The organism is Pseudomonas sp. GW821-FHT07F01 (assembly GCF_059418825.1).
Window position 1 is genome coordinate 451,893 of sequence record NZ_JBWKQO010000003.1, and the last position, 21,359, is coordinate 473,251.

Genomic DNA, 21,359 nt, shown 5'->3' on the forward strand with positions numbered 1-21,359 from the left:
AACAGCCGCTCATTTCGACCCCAGGAGAAACACCATGACCATCAAGGCCATCAACGTACGCAACCAGTTCAAGGGCACCATCAAGGAAATCGTCGAAGGCGACGTGCTGTCGGAAATCGACGTGCAGACCGCTTCCGGCATTGTCACTTCGGTGATCACCACCCGCTCGGTGAAAGAGCTGGAGCTGTCGATTGGCAGCGAAGTGATCGCCTTTGTGAAGTCCACCGAGGTATCGATCGCCAAGTTGTGAACGGCGCCCGATCACGGCCCCGAACGGTGCGAGCCCTTCGGGGCTTTTTCATGGGCGCTGTAAATACCGGTCAGATTTGATACTTTCCCTGCTTTCGGCAAGACCTGAACAGTAAACATGACAACAGAGCAGGGTCCAAATGTGGGGTATCTGGAGTTCGATCGCGACCATTGGGCCGCTCTGCGGGCCGGTGAGCCGATGAGTCTTGCGCCATCCGAGATGGAGACGCTGACCAGTCCGACCCAGCCCATGGCGTCCGAAGAAGTGCGGCAGATCCTCCTGCCGCTGTCGCGCCTGCTGCATTTGCATGCGGCGCAGGTGCAATCGCTGAAGGTGCCGCAGACAGGTTTCAAGGCCCCCTACGTGATCGGTGTTTCCGGCAGCGTGGCGGTGGGCAAGAGCAGTTTTGCCCGAGTCCTGGCGGCGCTGCTGGCCTATTGGCCGGGCAAGCCCAATGTGCACCTGGTGACCACGGATTCGTTCCTGTTCCCGCTGGCCACCCTGCAGGAAAAAAACATCCTGCACCGCAAGGGCTTTCCAGAGTCCTATGACAAGCCGCTGTTCTTGGATTTTCTCCAGGCGGTGTGCCGCCGGGGCGAAGCGGCGCGGATTCCCATCTATTCCCATGTGCGCTACGACATCCTGGCCGATGAGGCGCAGTCGGTGGAGGCGCCGGACATCATCATCCTGGAAGGCTTGAATGTGTTGCAGGGGGAGCAGGGCGAGGGCCTGAACGCCCTGGATTTCATTGACTTCTCGATCTATGTCGACGCTCCCGAAGCGACCATCAAGACCTGGTACCTGGAGCGGTTCGTCTACCTGAAGAACACTGCCTTCCAGTCGGGGGATTCCTACTTCAACAAGTACAAGGGCCTGTCCGATTCCGAGGCGCTGTCAGTGGCCTCCGATACCTGGGACCGGGTCAACCTGAAGAACCTGGTTGAAAACATCCTGCCGACTCGGGAGCGAGCCAACCTGATCATCCACAAGTCGGCGGACCACAGCATCGACCGGTTGCTGCTGCGTCAGGCCTGAACCGGCGTTCAGGGCGGGGTGGGGCGCTTGGCCAGGTAGGGCGGCAGGTACAGGCCCAGGTAGGCATCGAAGACGCGCATGCCTTCCTCGGCCATGCGCGGGGTGATCTGCCCGTGCTGCTGCACGGAGCGGGCATACACCCGATCTCCCAGCTCCATGGCCAGGGCGAACACGTCGACATCGACGGGTAGCGTCGGCAACTCGAAATGATGATCGAACAGCTTGTGCATCAGGTCCCCCAGCTCGATGTCGTGCTGGCGGTCGGCCTGGGTGACTTCGGTCAGGCCGTGCTGGGCGAGGATCAGTTGGCGGGCCGCCGCGTCCTCGCCGTAGATGTCGAGCATGCGTTGCTCCACCAGGCGTGACAGGTCGCGCCAGCTGCTGAGCCGCTCATGGTCGATAGGTTCCAGCAGGCAGGCGCGGAACGCCGCGTGGACATCGGCGGTAAGGGCTTCCAGCAGGGCCGGGACGCTGGCGAAGAAGTGATAGACCGAGGATGGCGGGATCTGCGCCTTGTCGGCCACGCTGTAGATCGACAGGCTGGCCACGCCCTCGGCCGCCAGCAAGGTCCGTGCGGCGTCGAGTATGGAGTCGATCCGGGCCTGGCTGCGTGCACGGGGTTTGCGAAGCGGGGCGGTGCGCGTCATCAGTCTCTCCTACAGGGCAGCGGGCATTGTACGCGAGTGGGCCGTTGTCCCTGTAGCCGCAGCCTGGGCGCATCCGAATCACGGGCATAAAAAAACGCCGCCGGGATAAACCCGGCGGCGTTCTTCAATGCAGCTGGCGCTTACACGGTGTGCAGGTACCAGTTGTACTCGAGGTCGGAGATGGAGTGTTCGAACTCCTCCAGCTCACTTTCCTTGCAGGCGACGAAGATATCGATGTATTTCGGATCGATGTACTTGGCCATGACTTCGCTGTCGTCCAACTCGCGCAGGGCATCACGCAGGTTGTTCGGCAGGCTCTGCTCGTTCTGCTCGTAGGAGTTGCCTTCGGTAGGCGCCCCCGGCTCGATCTTGTTGGTCAGGCCGTGGTGCACGCCCGCCAGGACCGAAGCCATCAGCAGATAGGGGTTGGCGTCGGCGCCGGCGACCCGGTGTTCGATGCGCACTGCATCGGCCGAGCCGGTGGGGACGCGAATGGCCACGGTACGGTTGTCCAGGCCCCAGCTCGGCGAGTTCGGCACATAGAACTGCGCGCCGAAACGGCGATAGGAGTTGACGTTCGGGCAGAGGAAGGCCATCTGCGCCGGTAGGGTCTCGAGCACACCGCCGATCGCGTGACGCAGTGCGGCGTTCTGCTCGGGATCCTCGCTGGCGAAGATGTTCTTGCCATCTTTGTCCAGAACCGAAATGTGAACGTGCAGACCGTTGCCCGCCTGGCCCGGGTAAGGCTTGGCCATGAAGGTGGTGTCCATCTCATGGTCGTAGGCGATGTTCTTGATCAGGCGCTTGAGCAGGACCGCGTAGTCGCAGGCCTTGATCGGGTCGGCCACGTGGTGCAGGTTGACTTCGAATTGTGCCGGGGCACTTTCCTTGACGATGGCGTCGGCCGGGATGCCTTGTTCCTTGGCACCTTCCAGGATGTCCTGGAGGCAGTCGACGTATTCGTCGAGGTCGTCGATCAGATAGACCTGGGTGGAGTGCGGGCGCTTGCCGGAAATCGGCGAGCGTGGTGGTTGTGGCCGGCCGTTCACGTTCTCCTGGTCGATCAGGTAGAACTCCAGCTCGAAAGCGGCGCAGATGGTCAGGCCCAGTTCGTCGAACTTGGTCACCACCTGGCGCAGGACTTCCCGTGGATCGGCAAAGAAGGGGTCGCCTTCGAGTTCGTGCATGGTCATCAGCAATTGCGCGGTAGGGCGCTTCTGCCAGGGCTCGTTGCACAGGGTATCGGGGATTGGATAGCAGATCCGGTCGGCGTCGCCGATGTCCAGACCCAGGCCGGTGCTTTCCACCGTAGAGCCATTGATATCCAGGGCAAACAGGGAGGCCGGCAGGTTGATGCCTTTCTCGTAAACCTTGTGGAGGCTGGTGCGTTCGATGCGCTTGCCGCGCACCACACCATTCATATCCGCAATCAGAAGGTCAACGTACAGAACCTCAGGATGTTCCTTAAGGAACGCGTTCGCTTCGTTGAGCTGAACGGCACGCGGGGGTACCGACATGATGCAACACCTTTGTTGTTAAAAATATCAATCATTGATCTTTTCTGGTTTCAGTCAACCCGAACGGCATGCCGAAGTCAAGTAAGGCCTTTTATGCCCTAATAAAGGGCTGGCAAGGCTCTTTTGAGGCAAAACAGGGCGTTTTTTGGGGCTCGGCCGCCTTGGGTACCGCAGGCTTGAGCGGGCCGTGTTGTATTTTTTACGGGGGTGTTGTGTAAAAAAATGAACAAGGCTAAGCTCGAATCAAACCCATAACAGCAATAATACCGGGGTGTTTCATGTCTCGCCTGCCGTTAATCGGCGTCACCGCCTGCTCCAGGCAGATCGGTCTGCATGCTTATCACATCAGTGGCGACGAGTATGTCCACGCAGTAGCCAGCGCAGCCCAGGGCGTGCCGGTGATTATCCCGTCCATGGCGGAACTGCTTTCCCCGTCCGATATTCTGGACGGTCTGGACGGCATTCTCTTTACCGGCTCTCCCTCCAATATCGAACCTTTCCATTACCAGGGTCCTGCCAGCGCGCCGGGCACTGCTCATGATTCTGCACGGGATGCTGCCACCCTGCCGCTGCTGAGCGCCGCCGTCGCGAGTGGCGTTCCGGTGCTGGGCATCTGCCGCGGCTTCCAGGAAATGAACGTGGCCCTGGGCGGCAGCCTGCATCAGAACGTGCAGCAGGTGCAGCCTTTCATGGACCACCGGCACGCCGAACAGCCCGGCCAGCCCCTGGACGCCTGGTACGCGCCCGCCCATGACCTGCATATCAAGGCAGGTGGTGTTCTGGCGGGGCTGGGCCTGCCGGAGCGGATTCAAGTCAACTCGATCCATGCCCAGGGCGTCGAGCGTCTGGCCCCGGGGCTGCGGGTCGAGGCGCTGGCTCCCGACGGGTTGGTAGAGGCGGTTTCGGTAGAAGCCAGCAAGGCTTTCGCACTAGGGGTGCAATGGCACCCCGAATGGCAGGTAAGCTGCAACCCTCACTACCTGGCCATCTTCCAGGCTTTTGGTGATGCCTGCCGCAAGCGGGCAAGACAACGCGACGCCGAAGCGTCACACAAGGCCTGACTTAATAGAGAGTCAGGAAACTCAGCCTAGAGGCATTTATGAGTAACAACCTCGACCAGCTCACCGATTGGTTGAAAGACCACAAGATCACAGAAGTCGAATGCATGATCGGCGATTTGACCGGGATCACCCGGGGCAAGATCTCGCCGACCAACAAGTTCATTGCCGAAAAAGGCATGCGCCTGCCCGAGAGCGTGCTGCTGCAGACCGTGACCGGCGACTATGTCGAAGACGACATCTATTACGAACTGCTGGACCCGGCCGACATCGACATGGTCTGCCGCCCGGACCAGAACGCGGTGTACCTTGTGCCCTGGGCCATCGAGCCTACTGCCCAGGTGATCCATGACACCTACGACAAGCAGGGCAACCCCATCGAGCTGTCGCCGCGCAACGTCCTGAAGAAGGTCCTGAAACTCTACGCCGACCACGGCTGGCAGCCCATCGTGGCGCCGGAGATGGAGTTCTACCTGACCAAGCGCAGCGACGATCCGGACTACCCGTTGCAGCCGCCGATCGGCCGCTCCGGCCGCCCGGAGACCGGGCGCCAGTCGTTCTCCATTGAGGCTGCGAACGAATTCGACCCGCTGTTCGAAGACGTCTATGACTGGTGCGAACTGCAGGAGCTGGACCTGGACACGCTGATCCACGAGGACGGCACGGCGCAGATGGAGATCAACTTCCGTCACGGCGATGCCCTGTCCCTGGCCGACCAGATCCTGGTGTTCAAGCGCACCATGCGCGAAGCCGCGCTCAAGCACGACGTGGCCGCCACCTTCATGGCCAAGCCCATGACCGGCGAGCCCGGCAGCGCCATGCACCTGCACCAGAGCATCATCGACATCAACACCGGCAAGAACGTCTTCTCCAATGAAGACGGGACCATGAGCCAGCTGTTCCTCAACCACATCGGTGGTTTGCAGAAGTTCATTCCCGAGCTGCTGCCGCTGTTCGCCCCCAACGTCAACTCGTTCCGTCGTTTCCTGCCCGATACCTCGGCGCCGGTGAACGTCGAGTGGGGCGAAGAGAACCGCACCGTGGGCCTGCGGGTGCCGGATGCCGGGCCACAGAACCGTCGCGTGGAAAACCGCCTGCCGGGCGCCGACGCCAACCCGTACCTGGCCATCGCCGCCAGCCTGCTGTGTGGCTACATCGGCATGGTCGAAGGCCACAACCCGAGCGCGCCCGTGGTGGGCCGTGGCTACGAGCGCCGCAACCTGCGCCTGCCACTGACCATCGAAGACGCGCTGGAGCGTATGGAAAACAGCAAGACCATCGAGAAGTACCTGGGCCAGAAGTTCATCACCGGCTATGTCGCGGTGAAGCGGGCCGAGCACGAAAACTTCAAGCGCGTGATCAGTTCGTGGGAGCGGGAGTTCCTGTTGTTCGCCGTCTGATCCGCCGGGCGCCACTGCCCGCCAGTGGCGCCTTCACTGACACTAAGGAGAGATTGATGACTCATAAAAACCCGCAAACCCGCGAGTGGCAAACCCTCAGCAGTGATCACCACCTGGCACCGTTCAGTGACTTCAAGCAACTGAAGGAAAAGGGCCCGCGGATCATCACCCATGCCAAGGGTGTGTACCTCTGGGACAGTGAAGGCAATCAGATTCTCGACGGCATGGCCGGCCTGTGGTGCGTAGCCATCGGCTATGGCCGTGACGAACTGGCGGAAGCCGCCAGCAAGCAAATGCGCGAACTGCCCTATTACAACCTGTTCTTCCAGACTGCCCACCCCCCGGTGCTGGAGCTGTCCAAGGCGATCGCCGATATCGCGCCAGAAGGCATGAACCACGTGTTCTTCACCGGTTCCGGCTCCGAAGGCAACGACACCATGCTGCGCATGGTCCGCCACTATTGGGCAATCAAGGGCCAGCCGAACAAGAAAACCATCATCAGCCGGGTCAATGGCTACCACGGTTCCACTGTGGCCGGTGCCAGCCTCGGCGGCATGACCTACATGCACGAGCAGGGCGACTTGCCGATCCCGGGTATCGTCCATATCCCGCAGCCTTACTGGTTCGCCGAAGGCGGCGACATGAGCCCCGAAGAGTTCGGTATCTGGGTCGCCAACCAGCTCGAAGAGAAGATCCTCGAACTGGGCGTGGACAATGTCGGGGCCTTTATCGCCGAACCGATCCAGGGCGCCGGTGGCGTGATCGTGCCGCCGGACAGCTACTGGCCGCGGATCAAGGAAATCCTTGCCAAGTACGACATCCTGTTCGTCGCTGATGAAGTGATCTGTGGCTTCGGGCGCACCGGTGAGTGGTTCGGTAGCGATTTCTACGACCTCAAGCCGGACATGATGACCATCGCCAAGGGCCTGACCTCCGGCTATATCCCCATGGGTGGGCTGATCGTGCGCGACGAAGTGGTGGCGGTGCTCAACGAGGGCGGCGACTTCAACCACGGTTTCACCTATTCCGGGCACCCGGTGGCCGCTGCCGTGGCCCTGGAAAACATCCGCATCATGCGCGAAGAGAAAATTATCCAGCGCGCCCATGAAAAAGCGGCACCGTATTTGCAGAAACGTCTGCGCGAGTTGAGCGACCACCCGCTGGTGGGCGAGGTTCGCGGGGTAGGGCTGCTGGGGGCCATCGAACTGGTCAAGGACAAGGCCACCCGGGCGCGTTACGAAGGCCGAGGCGTGGGCATGATCTGCCGGCAGTTCTGCTTCGACAACGGCCTGATCATGCGCGCGGTGGGTGACACCATGATCATTGCGCCGCCCCTGGTGATCAGCGAGGCGGAGATCGACGAGCTGGTGGCCAAGGCGCGCAAGTGTCTGGACCTGACCTTGAGTGTGCTCGAGGGCTGAGTGCTAGGCTTTGAGCGCGGTGCTTGCGGGCACTGCGTTCAAAGCAGATGTAAAAGCCTGGTCTTTTCTTGAAAGCCGGCCTTGGATCTTGCCAGACTACCCGCCGTTTTGGTTGCCCGGATATTGGCCGCTGAGCGAGTGGTTAAAAAGAATAATTGGAGCATTACGCATGAAGGCATTAGGTATGAAGTTAGCTGGCAAGACCCTCCTCGCCATGTCCCTGATGGGCGTGATGGCGGCGGCGGCACAAGCGGACGATAAAGTGCTGCACGTTTACAACTGGTCCGATTACATCGCGCCGGACACTATCAAGAAGTTTGAAGCCGAGTCGGGCATCAAGGTTGTTTACGACGTGTTCGACAGCAATGAAACCCTGGAAGCCAAGTTGCTCGCCGGCAAGTCCGGTTATGACGTTGTGGTGCCTTCCAACAACTTCCTGGCCAAGCAGATCAAGGCCGGTGTCTACCAGGAACTGGACCGCTCCAAGTTGCCGAACTGGAAGAACCTCAACGAATCGCTGCTCAAGGCGGTTTCGGTGAGCGACCCGGGCAACAAGCATGCCTTCCCTTACATGTGGGGCTCGATCGGTATCGGCTTCAACGCCGAGAAGGTCAAGGCCGCGCTGGGTGCCGATGCACCGACCAACTCCTGGGACCTGCTGTTCAAGCCTGAGAACGCTGAGAAGCTGAAGGCCTGCGGCGTCAGCTTCCTCGATTCGCCAACCGAGATGATTCCGGTGGCGCTGCACTACCTGGGCTACCCGACCGACAGCCAGGACAAGAAGCAACTGGCTGAAGCCGAAGCGCTGTTCCTCAAGATCCGTCCTTCGATCGCCTACTTCCACTCCTCCAAGTACATCTCCGACCTGGCCAATGGCAACATCTGCGTCGCCGTGGGTTACTCGGGCGACATCTACCAGGCCAAGGCCCGTGCCGCCGAAGCCGGTGACAAGGTCAAGGTCAGCTACAACATCCCCAAAGAGGGTGCTGGCAGCTTCTATGACATGGTGGCCATCCCCAAAGACGCGGAAAACGTCGAAGGCGCCTACAAGTTCATGACCTTCCTGCAAAAGCCTGAAGTCATGGCCGAAATCACCAACGCCGTGCGTTTCCCCAACGGTAACGCGGCTGCAACCCCATTGGTCGATAAAGACATCACCAGCGACCCGGGCGTCTACCCGCCAGCTGAGGTGCAGGCCAAGCTGTACGCGATCGCCGACCTGCCGGCCGCGACCCAGCGCATCCTGACCCGCAGCTGGACCAAGATCAAATCCGGCAAATAAGCCGATTTGCAGCACTCCCTGTTGCCGTCGTCGTGGCGAGGGCGGCAACAGGAAACAATTAAATGACAGAAAGTTTTGCTGGATTGGTTTATCGAGGGTAAGTTGCGCGCCGGTTTTGTTGCTGGGCAGCTTGGAGGCTGTCAGGTAGCGCGGGGCAACTTGGGCCCAACTATTTAAGAGGACCTCCACTTGCCTATTTCTTTATTTCGCAAAGCCATGCTGGCCGCCGCCGGCCTGACGCTGATGGCTGGCGTCCAGGCTGCACCGACCGTGCATATTTATAACTGGTCCGATTACATCGGTCAGAACACCCTGGCCGAGTTTGAAAAGGCCACCGGTATCAAGCCGGTGTATGACGTATTCGATTCCAATGAAACCCTGGAAGGCAAGTTGCTGGCCGGCCGTACCGGTTATGACGTGGTCGTGCCGTCCAACCACTTCCTGGGCAAGCAGATCAAGGCCGGGGCTTTCCAGAAGCTCGACAAGAGCCTGCTGACCCACTATTCGAACCTTGACCCGGTACTGCTCAAGCGTCTGGAAATGAACGATCCGGGCAACCAGTACGCGGTGCCGTACCTGTGGGGTACCAACGGCATCGGCTACAACGTCGACAAGGTCAAGGCCGCCCTGGGCGTGGACAAGATCGATTCCTGGAGCGTGCTGTTCGAGCCGGAGAACATCAAGAAGCTCAACAGCTGCGGCGTGGCCTTCCTCGACTCCGCCGACGAGATGATGCCCACGGTCCTCAACTACCTGGGCCTGAACGCCAACAGCACCAACCCCCAGGACTACAAGAAGGCCGAGGCCACGCTGCTGGCGGTACGCCCCTACGTGACCTACTTCCATTCGTCCAAGTACATCTCGGACCTGGCCAACGGCAATATCTGCGTGGCCATCGGGTTTTCCGGCGATGTGTTCCAGGCCAAGGCCCGGGCCGCCGATGCCGGCAAGGGTGTGAACATCGCCTATGCGATTCCGAAGGAGGGCGGTGCCCTGTGGTTCGACATGCTGGCGATCCCCAAGGATTCGACCAACGTCAAGCAGGCCCACGCCTTCATCAACTATTTGCTGCAACCTGAAGTGATCGCTCAGGTCAGTGACTATGTCGGTTATGCCAACCCCAACCCCGGGTCGGACAAGCTGATGGAGCAGTCCATCCGCACCGACGAAGCGGTCTACCCACCGCAGGAAGTGCTCGACAAGACCTACGTGTCCACCGAGTTGCCACCCAATATCCAACGCTTGATGACCCGCAGCTGGACCAAGGTCAAGACGGGTAAATAGTTCCACAGGCTCAAACTATCCAAGGTCCGCCCGCATGGGGCGGGCTGCAAATTTTGTTGGGAGTTTCGCAAATGGCAGTTGCCTCCGGCGCCTATAAGAAAGCCCTCGAGGGCGACCAGACACCTAAGCAGGTGCTGGTCAAAATCGACCGGGTCACGAAGAAGTTCGACGAGACGGTTGCCGTGGACGATGTGTCCCTGGAAATCAAGAAGGGCGAGATCTTCGCCCTGCTCGGCGGTTCGGGTTCAGGCAAGTCCACCTTGCTGCGGATGCTGGCCGGCTTCGAACGGCCAACGGAGGGGCGAATCTTCCTCGATGGTGTAGACATCACTGACATGCCGCCCTACGAGCGGCCGATCAACATGATGTTCCAGTCCTACGCCCTGTTCCCCCACATGACCGTGGCCCAGAACATCGCCTTCGGCCTCAAGCAGGACAAGATCCCTGCCGCCGAGATCGACGCCCGGGTGGCAGAGATGCTCAAGCTGGTGCAGATGAGCCAGTACGCCAAGCGCAAGCCGCACCAGCTCTCCGGCGGCCAGCGCCAGCGCGTGGCCCTGGCCCGTTCCCTGGCCAAGCGTCCCAAGCTGCTCTTGCTGGACGAGCCCATGGGCGCCCTGGACAAGAAGCTGCGCTCACAGATGCAACTGGAGCTGGTGGAGATCATCGAGCGCGTGGGCGTGACCTGCGTAATGGTGACCCACGACCAGGAAGAGGCCATGACCATGGCCGAACGCATCGCCATCATGCACCTGGGCTGGATCGCCCAGATCGGCAGCCCGATCGACATCTACGAGACCCCGGTCAGCCGCCTGGTCTGCGAATTCATCGGCAACGTCAACATCTTCGAGGGTGAAGTGGTGGACGATGCCGAGGGCCACGCGCTGATCACCTGCAAGGACCTGGACCGCAGCATCTATGTCGGCCACGGCATCAGCACTTCGGTGCAGGACAAATCGGTGACCTACGCGATCCGCCCGGAGAAGCTCCTGGTGACTGCCGAGATGCCGACCTGCGAGTACAACTGGTCCAGCGGCAAGGTCCACGACATTGCCTACCTGGGCGGCCACTCGGTGTTCTACGTCGAGCTGCCGAGCGGCAAACTGGTGCAATCCTTCGTCGCCAACGCCGAGCGCCGTGGTGCGCGGCCGACCTGGGGTGACCAGGTCTACGTCTGGTGGGAAGACGACAGCGGCGTGGTACTGCGCTCATGAACATGCGAAAGCTCAAGCGCCGACTCAATCGAATAATTCCCGGTGGCCGTCAGCTGGTCATCGGGGTTCCGTTCATCTGGCTGTTCCTGTTCTTCATGCTGCCGTTCTTCATCGTCCTGAAGATCAGCTTCGCCGAAGCGGACGTGGCCATTCCGCCGTACACCGAGATCTACAGCTACGTCGACCAGAAGCTGCAGTTGCTGCTGAACCTGGGCAACTACGCGATGCTCGGCGACGACGAACTCTATATCGCCGCCTACCTCGGCTCGCTGAAGATGGCGTTCTTCAGCACCATCCTCTGCCTGCTGATCGGCTACCCGATGGCCTACGCCATCGCCAGTGCCCGCAAGGAATTGCAGACGGTGCTGGTGCTGCTGATCATGATGCCGACCTGGACCGCGATCCTGATCCGCGTCTATGCCTGGATGGGCATCCTCAGCAACAACGGCCTGCTCAATGGCTTCCTGATGTCCATGGGCTGGATCAACGAGCCGCTGCAGATCCTCAACACCAACATCGCGGTGTATATCGGGGTGGTCTATTCCTACCTGCCGTTCATGATCCTGCCGCTGTACGCGAACCTGGTGAAACACGACACCAGCCTGCTGGAGGCCGCGGCCGACCTGGGTTCGAGCACCTTCAACAGCTTCTGGAAAATCACCGTGCCGCTGTCCAAGAACGGCATCATCGCCGGCTGCATGCTGGTGTTCATCCCGGTGGTGGGTGAGTTCGTGATTCCGGAACTGCTGGGCGGTCCGGAAACCCTGATGATCGGCAAGGTGCTGTGGCAAGAGTTCTTCAACAACCGTGACTGGCCGGTGGCATCCGCCCTGGCGGTGGTGATGCTGGCGATCCTGATTGTGCCGATCATCCTGTTCAACCGCAGTCAGGCCAAGGAAATGGAGGGCAAGGAATGAAGCGCTTCAGTTTCTCCAGCCTGATGCTGGTGCTCGGCCTGTTGTTCATCTATCTGCCGATGCTGATCCTGGTGATCTACTCGTTCAACGCCTCCAAGCTGGTGACGGTGTGGGGCGGCTGGTCAATCAAGTGGTACATCGGCCTGCTGGATAACCAGCAACTGATGGGCTCGGTGATGCGCTCCCTGGAAATCGCCTGTTACACCGCTGTAGCGGCGGTGGCACTGGGCACCCTGGCGGCGTTCGTGCTGACCCGGATCACCCGCTTCAAGGGTCGTACCCTGTTCGGTGGCCTGGTCACCGCGCCGCTGGTGATGCCGGAAGTGATCACCGGTCTTTCCTTGCTGCTGCTGTTCGTGGCCATGGCCCAGGCGGTCGGCTGGCCTCAGGAGCGCGGCATCGTCACCATCTGGATCGCCCACACCACGTTCTGCGCCGCCTATGTGGCAGTGGTGGTGTCGGCCCGCCTGCGTGAGCTGGACCTGTCCATCGAAGAGGCGGCCATGGACCTGGGCGCGCGGCCGTGGAAGGTGTTCTTCCTGATCACCATCCCGATGATCGCGCCTTCGCTGGCGGCCGGCGGCATGATGTCCTTCGCCCTGTCCCTGGATGACCTGGTACTGGCCAGCTTCGTTTCCGGCCCGGGTTCCACCACCTTGCCGATGGAAGTGTTCTCGGCGGTGCGCCTGGGGGTGAAGCCGGAGATCAACGCCGTGGCCAGCCTGATCCTGCTGGCGGTGTCCCTGGTGACCTTCCTGGTCTGGTTCTTCAGCCGGCGCGCCGAAGAAGCCCGCAAGCGGGCGATCCAGCAGGCCATCGAGGAAAGCGCTGCCGACTCCTGGAAACAGCCGGACGTGCGTCGGGCCCAGGCGCCGGAAACCGCCTGAGTTGCGGTTGTGTCATCAAAAAACCTCGCCCCGGTTTCCGGGAGCGAGGTTTTTTATTGGCCCTTGCCGGGGCAAGCACCCTCCACAAGCGGATTGGGCTTGCGGGTCTCTTCGCTGGCCAGCCAGCTCCTGCAGTGGAGGTGGTGGGTCAGGATTGCCAGGGTGAACGGCGAATCACCTCGACGAAATTCAACGCCTTGAACCCTGGCTGCTGGTCGGCCAGGACGTCGGTCTTGACGTTGCCGAAGGTGGTTTGCGGGCGATGGCGCAGGCCGTCGGCGAAGGCGCAGATGATGCATTCCTTGAAGCCTTCACCGCGCGGGTGGGCGTGGACCACGGCTTCACGCTGGGCCGCGGGGAACGCGGCGTAGTCGATGCCCAGCACATCCATCTCGACCCCGGCGGTGACCAGGGCCACGGTAGGGCGCAGGTGCTGGGGGATGCCTGGGGTGGTGTGCAAGGCGATGGACAGCCAGACCTGCTCGATATCGTCGGCGCTGAGGCCGTAGGGCTGGAGAAAGTCGCGTGCGGCGTTGGCGCCGTCGACTTCGAAGCGCTGGTCGGCGCTGCGCAGGCCCTCCACCAACCCCAGGTCGTGGAACATGGCGCCGACGTAGAGCAACTGCGGGTCGTAAGCCAGCTGCCGGCGTTCGCCGCTCAGGGCGCCGAACAGGAACACCCGGCGCGAGTGGTGATAAAGCAGGTCGGATTCGACATCGCGGATGTACTCGGTGGTGGCCCGGGCCAGGGCGCTGTCGGGTATCCGGATCCCGGCGATGGTGGAGCTCATGGGGCGTTCCTCGTGGCGGGCGCCGTTCTGGCGCTGGAGCCTTCAGTCTGTTACCGGCCCTTTCGGCCCACAATCGCACCGGGGCTGCGATCCCGGCCAACCTGCGTGCATTTCCTGCCAGTGCTATGTTCCCCCGAGCTTTGCTTGCGACAATTGCCCGCCGCTCGGGGTTGCCGGGCGCGGGTCATTGAGGGCTGTTTGCGCCATGGGTAGAAGCGTTGCCGTGCTGGTTTTTCCGGGTGTCCAGGCCCTCGATGTCACCGGGCCCATGGATGTGTTTTGCGAAGCCAACCGGTTTCTGCCGGCCGAGGATCATTACCGCTTGCGGGTGATTGGCGTCGAGGCTGGGGCGCAGGCCTGTTCCAATGGCCTGCTGTTGCAGGCCCATTGTTCCTTCACCCAGGCCCTGGAGCCCTTTGACTTGTTGCTGGTGGCGGGCGGCCCGCAGGTGCCTGGCAGCCAGTTCAGCCCGGCCTTCTACGCCTGGCTGCGCGAGGCCTGCGCCCGGGCCAAGGGCTTCGGCTCGATCTGCAACGGCGCGTTCATCCTGGCCCGGGCCGGGTTGCTGGAAGGGCGCACGGTGACCACCCACTGGAGCGATGCACCGGCGCTGGCTGCGCTGTGCCCGGGCACCCGGGTCGAGGCTGATCGACTGTACGTCCAGGACGGCAGGCTGTTCACTTCGGCGGGGGTCACCGCCGGCATCGACCTGTCGCTGTACCTGTTGGCCCAGGATCATGGTGCGGGGGTGGCCCTGAGCGTGGCCAAGCGTCTGGTGGTGTTCACCCAGCGCACGGGGGGGCAGTCGCAGTTCAGCCCGTTTCTGCTGCCCCAGGCTGAGACCACCTCCACCGTGGCTCGGGTCCAGCAGCATGTGCAGGACCGGTTGCAGGCGGACCTGAGCATTGCCGAGCTGGCCCGGGCGGTGAACATGAGCCCGCGCAATTTTGCCCGAGTGTTCGTTCGAGAAGCGGGGGTGACTCCGGCGGAATTTGTCGAAGGCGCGCGGATGGATGCGGCGCGGGGGATGCTCGAACGCAGCGCGGCGCCGCTCAAGACCGTGGCCTACGCCTGCGGTTTTCGCGATGCCCAGCACATGCGCAGCGTGTTCAACCGGCGCCTGGGGCTGACCCCGCAACAGTTCCGCCTGAACTTCAGCACCGTACCCTTGTAGGAGCCGGCTTGCCGGCGAAGGCGTCCTTCAGCGGAGTGCAGGGCTTGCGGGCCTCTTCGCTGGTCAGCTCGCTTCTACACCCGCCGCTGGTCAGGGCGCGGGGACCCGGGGGCGTGCCGGCAGCAGCTTCAGGGTGCTGCGGGTGTTGGCGGTGACTTCCTCGTCGCTGAAGTGCGCCTGCTGGTAGACCCCTTCGATATAGGCTTCGGCCTGATCGTCGTAGTGCTTGTCGAACAGCACGCCACTCTGGCCCACCGGGTTGATGGTCAGGCTGTGGGCCGGGTCGGCGAAGTCGATGATGCGCCGGGTCGAGGGCCCGTAGACTACTGACCAGGGCGCCGGGCCGATCTTGGCGGTGAGGTTGTTCGGCACCTCGTGGCTACCGGGGGCGTCCAGGGGGCCGACGTTGAACAGTCGGTCCAGGGGCTTCTGCATGCCCAGCGGGTGGCCGTGGGTCAGCGTGTGGGCCTGGCCCCAGCGCCATTGCGCCGGGTTGGCGCCCAGGGTCAGGCGCAGGTGGTCGATACTGGCGCGCCAGGCCAGCTTGACCGTGTCGGCGCGGCTTTCGCGCTGGGGCGTGGTGCGGTTGTCCCACCAGGGCGAGTCGGGGTCCGCCGCCAGTCGGGGCAGGGCGGCGTCCACCACCCGGGCCTGGATCAGGGCGTCGAAATAGGCGTCGCCGAGTTTTTCATGGAAAGTGGCATCGGCCAGGTTGAACAGGAACTGGTTGAACAGCGTCGCGCTGGTGGATTCCAGCGGATAGTCGCCCTGCCATTTCGCCAGTTGCTCCACCAGCTTCAGTTCCTCGGGGTCGCTGACCACTTCACGCAACACCGGCAACAGCGGCGCCAGCAGGCGCGGCCCGTAGGCGGTGGTGGTGCCCAACTGCAGTTTCTGGGTGTTCTCCAGGTCCCATTTCTGGCTCTTGTCGCTGAGCTGCCGATCCAGTTGCTGACCACGGTCGGCCAGGTTGTAGTAGCCGGGGATCTCCATGCCGGTGGGGGATACCGGCTGGAAGTTGGCCGAGACGATATAGCCCCGGGCCGGGTTCTCTTCCTGGGGGTTGGCGCTGAAGGGGTAGAAGCCTTCCTTGTCCGCCAGGCTGGTGCTGCCATCGAGGATGAAGGCCGGCTTGGCCCCCGCCGGGCGCTTGGGCAGGAGCGCCGCCGCCCACCAGCCGATGTCGCCCTTGGCGTTGGCCCAGACGATGTTCAGGCCCGGTGCATGGACCTTGGCGGCCGCAGCGCGGACCTTGGCCAGGGTGTCTGCGCGGTTGAGCTGGTAGAAGCCGTCGAGGATCGGGTTCGGGGTTTCCAGGAAACCCCACCACATGGCGATCGGCGCCTTGCCCACGGTGGTGCCGAGCATGTCGTTGATGATCGGGCCGTGGGGCGACTGGCGCAGGGTCAGGGTCACCGGGGCCTGGCCCTTGACGGCGATCTGCTGCTCGCTGGTGATCAGGTCCACCCACTTGTCGTGGAACCAGACCTGATTGGGGTTCTCCGGGTTGACCTTTTCGGCGATCAGGTCGAGGTCATCGTTCTGGAACATGGTCAGGCTCCAGCCGAAGTCCAGGTTGTGGCCGAGGAAGGCGAAGGGCACCAGGGCCTGGTGATGACCGTAGAGTTCAAAGCCAGGGGCCGAGAGCTGGGCCTCGTACCACACCGACGGCAGCGAGTAGCGGATATGCGGGTCGCCGGCCAGCAGCGCGCGGCCGCTCTTGGTCCGCGAGCCGGAAACCACCCAGGCATTGCTGCCCTCGAATTGCGGCAGCCCGGCTTCTTCCAGGGCTTGCTGGCTCAGGCGGGCGATTCGGCCCAGGCCCTGCCAGTCGACGGCGGCCAGTGGCGCTGAAGGTGGGGTCTTGCCCTTGGCCAGCACGCCCTTGGGCTGCCAGTCGAGGTCGAACACCTTCAGGTAGTCATTGCCCAGCTCGTCGCGGATGTAGGTCAGCAGCGGCTCGGTGCGAAAGGCCATGGCAAAGCTGTAGGCCATGAAACCGGCGACGCTGACGGTGTCTTCTGCGGTGAAAGGCCGCTTGTGGATGCCCAGGACGTCGAACTCGATGGGGCTGGCGTGGCTGTCCTGATACTGGTTGATGCCGTCCAGATAGGCTTCCAGGGCCTTCCAGGCGGGTGACTGATGGTCGAGCCCGGCGATATAGCTGTCGGCCCGTTCGCGAATCCGCAGGCTGCGGAACAGTTTGTCGGTGTCCACTAGCTTGGGCCCCAGCACCTCTGCCAGCTCGCCCCGGGACAGGCGCCGCAGCACTTCCATCTGGAACAGCCGGTCCTGGGCGTGCACGTAGCCCAGGGCGCGGTACAGGTCGGCTTCGTTTTCGGCGCGAATGTGCGGCACCCCGCGTTCGTCGTAACGCACGGTGACCGAGCCTTGCAGGCCATTGAGCTCGACCTGGCCCTGACGCGTCGGCTGCTTGCTGTACAGGTAGCCGGCAAGCCCTGCCAGCAGGGCGAGGATCAGTACGGCGACGACGGTCAGGCTGCGTTTCATGCGGGCTCCTTGCTGTTGTTGTATTCAATGTCGCCTTGGGAGAGCTGCAGAGATTTAGCACAAGTCAGGGGCCCCGCGCAGGAGGCAGTCCTTGATTAGTCGCGAATGCCTTGTTCGGCCGGCCAGGGGCAGTAGCAGCCGATGGCCAGGGTGTGGGTGGCGCTGATCGGGCGATTGTCCTCAAGGGCCTGGAGGATGGGCTCGATGAAGCTGTTGCTGGAATTGCAGGTCAGGCCTTCGCTGTAGGGGCCGAAGTAGGCCAGCTTGCCGTTGCGGTCCCAGATCGCCACTGCCGGGCTGGCGGGGATCTGTTCCGCTCCGGGCAGGTTGTCGAGGTGCTTCAGGCGGCTCAGGGTGGCGGGTAGCTGGCCGTGGCTGCCGGGCTTCTGTACGGCATAGAACTCCACGCCCCGCGGGCCATAGGTTTCGATCAGCTCGGCCAGGTGCTGCTGGTTACCGACATTGCAGGGGCAGGCCGGGTCCCAGAAATGCACCAGGCGGATCGCCCCGGGGCCGGCCAGTTCGGCGGGCAGTTGCAACGGGTCGCCGGAGAACATCGCGGTGTGCTCGCTGAACGCCCGCAGATAGCGGCCCTGGAACCATTCGTAGGCGTTCCACAGCACCACGGCGCAGATCAGGACGAGCAGGCTGGCAAGCAGGGGCGTGCGGTAAGACTGGCGCATTAAGATCGGTCCTCGAAGGTCGCGTAGCTTGCCATGCTTGCCGCGACAGATGAATATCGCAGGCCCAGAAAGCACGTTTTGTCGCCGGTACCCCCGCTTTGGAATTCTCTATGCCCGCCACTTTCGACCCCGACCACCTGCGTGCCAGCCTGCAACCTCTGGTCGCCGGGCAGCCTTTGTCGGTGGAGGGGCAGGCCTACCAGCGCTTCTATGGGCTGGATTTCGCCGGGCGGGCGCTGGTGCCGCGTAGCCGCATGGGGCGTTTCCAGGTGGACGGCTATGAAGTGGTGAGCCAGGTCTGGTGGCCGGAGCAGCCACGGGCCACGCTGTTTCTGTTCCACGGCTTCTACGACCACATGGGCTTGTACCGGCATGTGATCGAGTGGGCGCTGCAACGGCGTTTCGTGGTGATTTCCTGCGACCTGCCCGGGCACGGCCTTTCCAGTGGCGAGCGGGCCAGTATCGATGATTTCGCGGTTTACCAGCGGGTGCTGCAAGGCCTGTTCGCCGAGGCCCGGTCCCTGGAACTCCCCGAGCCCTGGCACCTGTTCGGGCAAAGCACCGGCGGCGCGATCATCATGGACCACCTGCTCAACCAGGGCGCCGAGAGCCCGGCCCAGGGCCAGGTGATGCTGCTCTCGCCGCTGGTGCGGCCGCGGGCCTGGGGCTGGTCGATGCTTAGTTATTACGCGCTGCGGCCCTTCGTCACCGGCATTGCCCGGCGCTTCAGTGAAAACTCCAACGACCCGGATTTCCTCGCGTTCCTGCAGGTCGACCCGTTGCAGCCGCAACGCTTGCCGACGGCCTGGGTGGGAGCGCTGTCGCGCTGGATCAAGCGCCTGGAGGCGGCGCCCCGCAGTTCCAGGCAGCCGTTGATCGTTCAGGGGGATGCGGACATGACCGTGGACTGGCAGCACAATCTGCAGGTGATTCGTGGCAAGTTTGCCGCGCCCGAGTTGTTGATGCTGCCCGATGCGCGGCACCACCTGGCCAATGAAATCCCGTTGTATCGCGATCAGTACTTCGCCTTTCTGACCCAGCACCTCTAGAGATTGGTGCAGCCGCTGCCGCAGGCTGCGAACGGCCCGAAGGGACGCAAGAGCCCAAGGCTACTGCAGGCTCGTCAGGCGATTGCCAGGCAAGGGCCTGCGGGCTCGGCAGCGGTCACAGGCGAGTTGCCGGGTCAGGGGGCGAGGCTGGAAGTGCTCTGGCCGACCGCCAGGCCTGCGCGAATCGCTGCCAGGGCGGCCTGGTAGTAGGCCTTGCCTTCGCTGGATTCGGCGAAGGTGGCGAACTCTTCCAGCTCCGTGTCGGACAGATCCCGATAGACGTATAGCAAGGTGTTGTTCAGGTCGTTGCCGATCTGCTGCATCAGCCGCTGGCGCTGGCCGTTGAGCATGCCCTGGGCCTGGCCGCCCCCCAGCAGGCCGGGAATCATCTGGCTCAGGCTGTCGGCGGCGACACCGGCAATCGCCAGGCTCACCTCTGCACCCGCTTCCCGGGCCGGCAGGGCCTGGGCCAGGTGGCCGATGATCAACTGGCGGTTGTCGCTGGCCTGCATCTTCGGCAGGCCCTGGGCGTTCTTGGCCAGCTGGTCGCGGCGGGTCGCCAGCAGTTCGGCGGCGACGATCTTGCGGCCCAGGGGCGACTGGAAGAAGGCCAGGGCCGGTGCGGGGTCCGCCAGGTTCTGCCGCAGTTGGGCCTCGGCGCGACGGTCCACGGCCTGGGGTGCGAAGCGCTGGTTGCTGTTGTCCACCAGGGCTTGATAGACCGCCGGCGGCAGGCTGCTCTGGTAGCGCTGCTGGGCGGCGCTGAGGGCATCGTTGAAATGCGCGCGCTGTTGCGCCCAACCGGCGACCTGGTACAACTGGTCGTGGCTGTCTGCCCAGGCAGGCAAGGCGCAGAAGATCAACAGTGAGAAAAGCAAACGGCGCATAAGGACTCCTGTCAGCAGGCGACTATTCTCCGGGGCAAGAGGGTGGTTGTCGAGAATTCGTATCAGCATCCCTCGGCAAACCGATGATGTGTAAGCCCATTGAAAAAAATGCTTCATCCTCCGCTCTGCGGCTCTGTCAGATTTTTCTGAGGCTGGATACTATGCGCGCCATGCAAATACCCTCTGATCATCCGCTGTTGTTGAACATTGTCGACGACCTGGCCGCCTGTGGCTGGTCGCAGCAAAATGTCTTCCTGTCCGAGGCTCTGACCCTCGAACTGGCGGCTGAGTGCCGTAAACGTGCGGCTGAAGGTGAACTGGCGCCGGCGGCGGTAGGACGCGGGCCGGCCCAGGAGATCCGCGAGGGTATACGCGGCGACCATATCCAGTGGCTCGAGCCCGGTCAGGCCCAGGCCTGCGATAGCTACCTGGAACTGATGGACAGCCTGCGCGAGGCTCTGAACCGAGGCCTGTTCCTCGGGCTTGAAGATTTCGAATGCCATTTCGCGATGTACCCGCCGGGAGCCTTCTACAAGCGCCACGTGGATCGCTTTCGCGATGACGACCGGCGCATGGTCTCGGCGGTGGTCTACCTCAATGAGGAGTGGCTGCCCGAGCAGGGCGGGCAATTGCGCATGTACCTCAATGACCGGGGGCAATACGATGTAGTCCCTGTCGGGGGGCGGCTGGTGGTGTTTCTTTCCGGCGAAGTCCCCCATGAAGTCATGCCCGCGACCCGGGAGCGCCTGTCCCTGACCGGCTGGTTCCGGCGCCGTGGTAACGAGCCGTTCTGAATATGCACAAGATCCTGGTCAGCCGCTGCCTGTTGGGCCACCGCGTACGCTACGACGGCGGTGCCAGCGGCCCGTTCGATCAACTGGCCGCCTGGCAGCAAGAGGGACGAGTGGTTGCCTTGTGTCCGGAGGTTGCTGGGGGGTTGCCCACGCCACGGGCGCCGGCGGAGATCCCCGGCGGGCAGGGTGCCGATGTGCTCGAGGGCCGGGCACCGGTGATGACCTGCGAAGGTGAAGATGTCAGCGCCCAGTTCCTGGCTGGCGCCCGCCAGGCCCTGGAGCTGGTGGAAAAGCACCGGATCCGCGTTGCCGTGCTCAAGGCCCACAGCCCATCCTGCGGCAACCTGCTGACCTATGACGGCAGCTTCAGCGGGGTCAAGGTTTCGGGGGAGGGCGTCACCGCCGCGTTGCTCAAGCAGCACGGGGTGCAAGTCTTCAGCGAGCTGCAACTGCCCGAGGCCGCCAGCGCCCTGGCCGCATTGTCCTCGTAGCCGCTGCCGAGCTTTAGCGAGGCTGCGAAAAGGCCCTAAGGGCCTTGCTTGACGATTTCCCGCCGACC

General features: G+C 62.8%; 20 protein-coding genes. 14 read left to right on the plus strand and 6 right to left on the minus strand.

What is annotated here, in order from left to right; genetic code table 11:
- Positions 1-34 precede the first annotated feature (34 nt).
- Positions 35-250, plus strand: a complete 216-nt coding sequence (locus AC07R1_RS12655) for a TOBE domain-containing protein (RefSeq protein ID WP_011064106.1) — start codon at positions 35-37, stop codon at positions 248-250.
- 117 nt (positions 251-367) lie between these two features.
- Positions 368-1,285 (plus strand): type I pantothenate kinase, encoded by a 918-nt coding sequence (gene coaA / locus AC07R1_RS12660; protein ID WP_125062285.1) that lies wholly within the window; start codon positions 368-370, stop codon positions 1,283-1,285.
- 8 nt (positions 1,286-1,293) lie between these two features.
- On the opposite strand, the gene AC07R1_RS12665 is transcribed toward coaA, so the two are convergent.
- Positions 1,294-1,932 (minus strand): TetR/AcrR family transcriptional regulator, encoded by a 639-nt coding sequence (locus AC07R1_RS12665; protein WP_011064104.1) that lies wholly within the window; start codon positions 1,930-1,932, stop codon positions 1,294-1,296.
- A 140-nt stretch (positions 1,933-2,072) separates the two neighbouring features.
- Positions 2,073-3,449: a glutamine synthetase family protein gene (locus AC07R1_RS12670; protein ID WP_011064103.1), complete on the minus strand. Its 1,377-nt coding sequence runs from the start codon at positions 3,447-3,449 to the stop codon at positions 2,073-2,075.
- Between the two features lie 278 nt (positions 3,450-3,727).
- On the opposite strand from AC07R1_RS12670, the gene AC07R1_RS12675 reads away from it, so the two are divergent.
- The 8 genes from AC07R1_RS12675 to AC07R1_RS12710 all read left to right on the plus strand — a co-directional run bounded on the left by AC07R1_RS12675 (position 3,728) and on the right by AC07R1_RS12710 (position 12,912).
- Positions 3,728-4,510 carry a gamma-glutamyl-gamma-aminobutyrate hydrolase family protein gene (locus AC07R1_RS12675; RefSeq protein ID WP_011064102.1) on the plus strand — a complete coding sequence of 261 codons (783 nt, stop codon included), beginning with the start codon at positions 3,728-3,730 and terminating at the stop codon, positions 4,508-4,510.
- Positions 4,511-4,548: 38 nt separating this feature from the next.
- Positions 4,549-5,907 (plus strand): glutamine synthetase family protein, encoded by a 1,359-nt coding sequence (locus tag AC07R1_RS12680; protein ID WP_011064101.1) that lies wholly within the window; start codon positions 4,549-4,551, stop codon positions 5,905-5,907.
- Between the two features lie 56 nt (positions 5,908-5,963).
- A complete protein-coding gene (locus AC07R1_RS12685; RefSeq protein ID WP_495110576.1) occupies positions 5,964-7,328 on the plus strand; it encodes an aspartate aminotransferase family protein in 1,365 nt (454 codons plus the stop codon).
- A gap of 184 nt (positions 7,329-7,512) precedes the next feature.
- A complete protein-coding gene (locus tag AC07R1_RS12690) occupies positions 7,513-8,610 on the plus strand; it encodes a polyamine ABC transporter substrate-binding protein (protein WP_026020018.1) in 1,098 nt (365 codons plus the stop codon).
- Between the two features lie 189 nt (positions 8,611-8,799).
- Positions 8,800-9,894, plus strand: coding sequence for a polyamine ABC transporter substrate-binding protein (locus AC07R1_RS12695; protein WP_015637412.1), 1,095 nt, complete (start codon positions 8,800-8,802; stop codon positions 9,892-9,894).
- A 71-nt stretch (positions 9,895-9,965) separates the two neighbouring features.
- On the plus strand, positions 9,966-11,108 hold the full coding sequence (locus AC07R1_RS12700; RefSeq protein ID WP_041120308.1) for an ABC transporter ATP-binding protein: 1,143 nt from the start codon (positions 9,966-9,968) through the stop codon (positions 11,106-11,108).
- Positions 11,109-11,143: 35 nt separating this feature from the next.
- Positions 11,144-12,025, plus strand: a complete 882-nt coding sequence (locus AC07R1_RS12705) for an ABC transporter permease subunit (RefSeq protein ID WP_169892555.1) — start codon at positions 11,144-11,146, stop codon at positions 12,023-12,025.
- Positions 12,022-12,912: an ABC transporter permease subunit gene (locus tag AC07R1_RS12710; RefSeq protein WP_011064095.1), complete on the plus strand. Its 891-nt coding sequence runs from the start codon at positions 12,022-12,024 to the stop codon at positions 12,910-12,912. Before AC07R1_RS12705 ends, AC07R1_RS12710 begins: the two co-directional genes overlap by 4 nt.
- 148 nt (positions 12,913-13,060) lie before the next feature.
- On the opposite strand, the gene AC07R1_RS12715 is transcribed toward AC07R1_RS12710, so the two are convergent.
- The gene (locus AC07R1_RS12715; protein ID WP_011064094.1) at positions 13,061-13,702 is read right to left on the minus strand and encodes an HD domain-containing protein; all 642 of its coding nucleotides are present in this window, start codon (positions 13,700-13,702) and stop codon (positions 13,061-13,063) included.
- 205 nt (positions 13,703-13,907) lie between these two features.
- Here AC07R1_RS12715 and AC07R1_RS12720 point away from each other — a divergent pair, with 205 nt between their 5' ends.
- Positions 13,908-14,876 (plus strand): GlxA family transcriptional regulator, encoded by a 969-nt coding sequence (locus AC07R1_RS12720; RefSeq protein WP_019093423.1) that lies wholly within the window; start codon positions 13,908-13,910, stop codon positions 14,874-14,876.
- 90 nt (positions 14,877-14,966) lie between these two features.
- Here the strand turns inward: AC07R1_RS12720 and AC07R1_RS12725 are convergent, their stop codons facing one another.
- Both AC07R1_RS12725 and AC07R1_RS12730 read right to left on the minus strand, forming a co-directional pair.
- Positions 14,967-17,387 (minus strand): penicillin acylase family protein, encoded by a 2,421-nt coding sequence (locus AC07R1_RS12725; RefSeq protein WP_019093424.1) that lies wholly within the window; start codon positions 17,385-17,387, stop codon positions 14,967-14,969.
- Positions 17,388-17,482: 95 nt separating this feature from the next.
- On the minus strand, positions 17,483-18,070 hold the full coding sequence (locus AC07R1_RS12730; protein WP_495110577.1) for a DUF6436 domain-containing protein: 588 nt from the start codon (positions 18,068-18,070) through the stop codon (positions 17,483-17,485).
- 110 nt (positions 18,071-18,180) lie between these two features.
- Here AC07R1_RS12730 and bipL point away from each other — a divergent pair, with 110 nt between their 5' ends.
- Positions 18,181-19,119, plus strand: coding sequence for a phospholipase BipL (bipL, locus tag AC07R1_RS12735; RefSeq protein WP_019093426.1), 939 nt, complete (start codon positions 18,181-18,183; stop codon positions 19,117-19,119).
- A 134-nt stretch (positions 19,120-19,253) separates the two neighbouring features.
- Here bipL and AC07R1_RS12740 read toward each other — a convergent pair whose 3' ends face one another.
- A complete protein-coding gene (locus AC07R1_RS12740) occupies positions 19,254-20,006 on the minus strand; it encodes a DUF2059 domain-containing protein (RefSeq protein ID WP_011064089.1) in 753 nt (250 codons plus the stop codon).
- 161 nt (positions 20,007-20,167) lie between these two features.
- Here AC07R1_RS12740 and AC07R1_RS12745 point away from each other — a divergent pair, with 161 nt between their 5' ends.
- Both AC07R1_RS12745 and AC07R1_RS12750 read left to right on the plus strand, forming a co-directional pair.
- Entirely contained in the window at positions 20,168-20,800 is a 633-nt protein-coding gene (locus AC07R1_RS12745; RefSeq protein WP_011064088.1) for a 2OG-Fe(II) oxygenase, read from the plus strand.
- A 2-nt stretch (positions 20,801-20,802) separates the two neighbouring features.
- Entirely contained in the window at positions 20,803-21,291 is a 489-nt protein-coding gene (locus AC07R1_RS12750; RefSeq protein WP_495110578.1) for a 2-thiouracil desulfurase family protein, read from the plus strand.
- The last annotated feature ends 68 nt before the right edge of the window (positions 21,292-21,359 follow it).

Excerpts from the sequence above, each read along its gene's own strand:
- AC07R1_RS12730 (WP_495110577.1), bottom strand. The coding sequence starts at position 18,070 with ATGCGCCAGTCTTACCGCACGCCCCTGCTTGCCAGCCTGCTCGTCCTG.
- AC07R1_RS12745 (WP_011064088.1), top strand. The coding sequence starts at position 20,168 with ATGCGCGCCATGCAAATACCCTCTGATCATCCGCTGTTGTTGAACATT.
- bipL (WP_019093426.1), top strand. The coding sequence starts at position 18,181 with ATGCCCGCCACTTTCGACCCCGACCACCTGCGTGCCAGCCTGCAACCT.
- AC07R1_RS12690 (WP_026020018.1), top strand. The coding sequence starts at position 7,513 with ATGAAGTTAGCTGGCAAGACCCTCCTCGCCATGTCCCTGATGGGCGTG.
- AC07R1_RS12725 (WP_019093424.1), bottom strand. The coding sequence starts at position 17,387 with ATGAAACGCAGCCTGACCGTCGTCGCCGTACTGATCCTCGCCCTGCTG.
- AC07R1_RS12750 (WP_495110578.1), top strand. The coding sequence starts at position 20,803 with ATGCACAAGATCCTGGTCAGCCGCTGCCTGTTGGGCCACCGCGTACGC.
- AC07R1_RS12700 (WP_041120308.1), top strand. The coding sequence starts at position 9,966 with ATGGCAGTTGCCTCCGGCGCCTATAAGAAAGCCCTCGAGGGCGACCAG.
- AC07R1_RS12680 (WP_011064101.1), top strand. The coding sequence starts at position 4,549 with ATGAGTAACAACCTCGACCAGCTCACCGATTGGTTGAAAGACCACAAG.
- AC07R1_RS12715 (WP_011064094.1), bottom strand. The coding sequence starts at position 13,702 with ATGAGCTCCACCATCGCCGGGATCCGGATACCCGACAGCGCCCTGGCC.
- AC07R1_RS12740 (WP_011064089.1), bottom strand. The coding sequence starts at position 20,006 with ATGCGCCGTTTGCTTTTCTCACTGTTGATCTTCTGCGCCTTGCCTGCC.
- AC07R1_RS12655 (WP_011064106.1), top strand. The coding sequence starts at position 35 with ATGACCATCAAGGCCATCAACGTACGCAACCAGTTCAAGGGCACCATC.
- AC07R1_RS12710 (WP_011064095.1), top strand. The coding sequence starts at position 12,022 with ATGAAGCGCTTCAGTTTCTCCAGCCTGATGCTGGTGCTCGGCCTGTTG.
- AC07R1_RS12720 (WP_019093423.1), top strand. The coding sequence starts at position 13,908 with ATGGGTAGAAGCGTTGCCGTGCTGGTTTTTCCGGGTGTCCAGGCCCTC.
- coaA (WP_125062285.1), top strand. The coding sequence starts at position 368 with ATGACAACAGAGCAGGGTCCAAATGTGGGGTATCTGGAGTTCGATCGC.
- AC07R1_RS12685 (WP_495110576.1), top strand. The coding sequence starts at position 5,964 with ATGACTCATAAAAACCCGCAAACCCGCGAGTGGCAAACCCTCAGCAGT.
- AC07R1_RS12675 (WP_011064102.1), top strand. The coding sequence starts at position 3,728 with ATGTCTCGCCTGCCGTTAATCGGCGTCACCGCCTGCTCCAGGCAGATC.
- AC07R1_RS12670 (WP_011064103.1), bottom strand. The coding sequence starts at position 3,449 with ATGTCGGTACCCCCGCGTGCCGTTCAGCTCAACGAAGCGAACGCGTTC.
- AC07R1_RS12665 (WP_011064104.1), bottom strand. The coding sequence starts at position 1,932 with ATGACGCGCACCGCCCCGCTTCGCAAACCCCGTGCACGCAGCCAGGCC.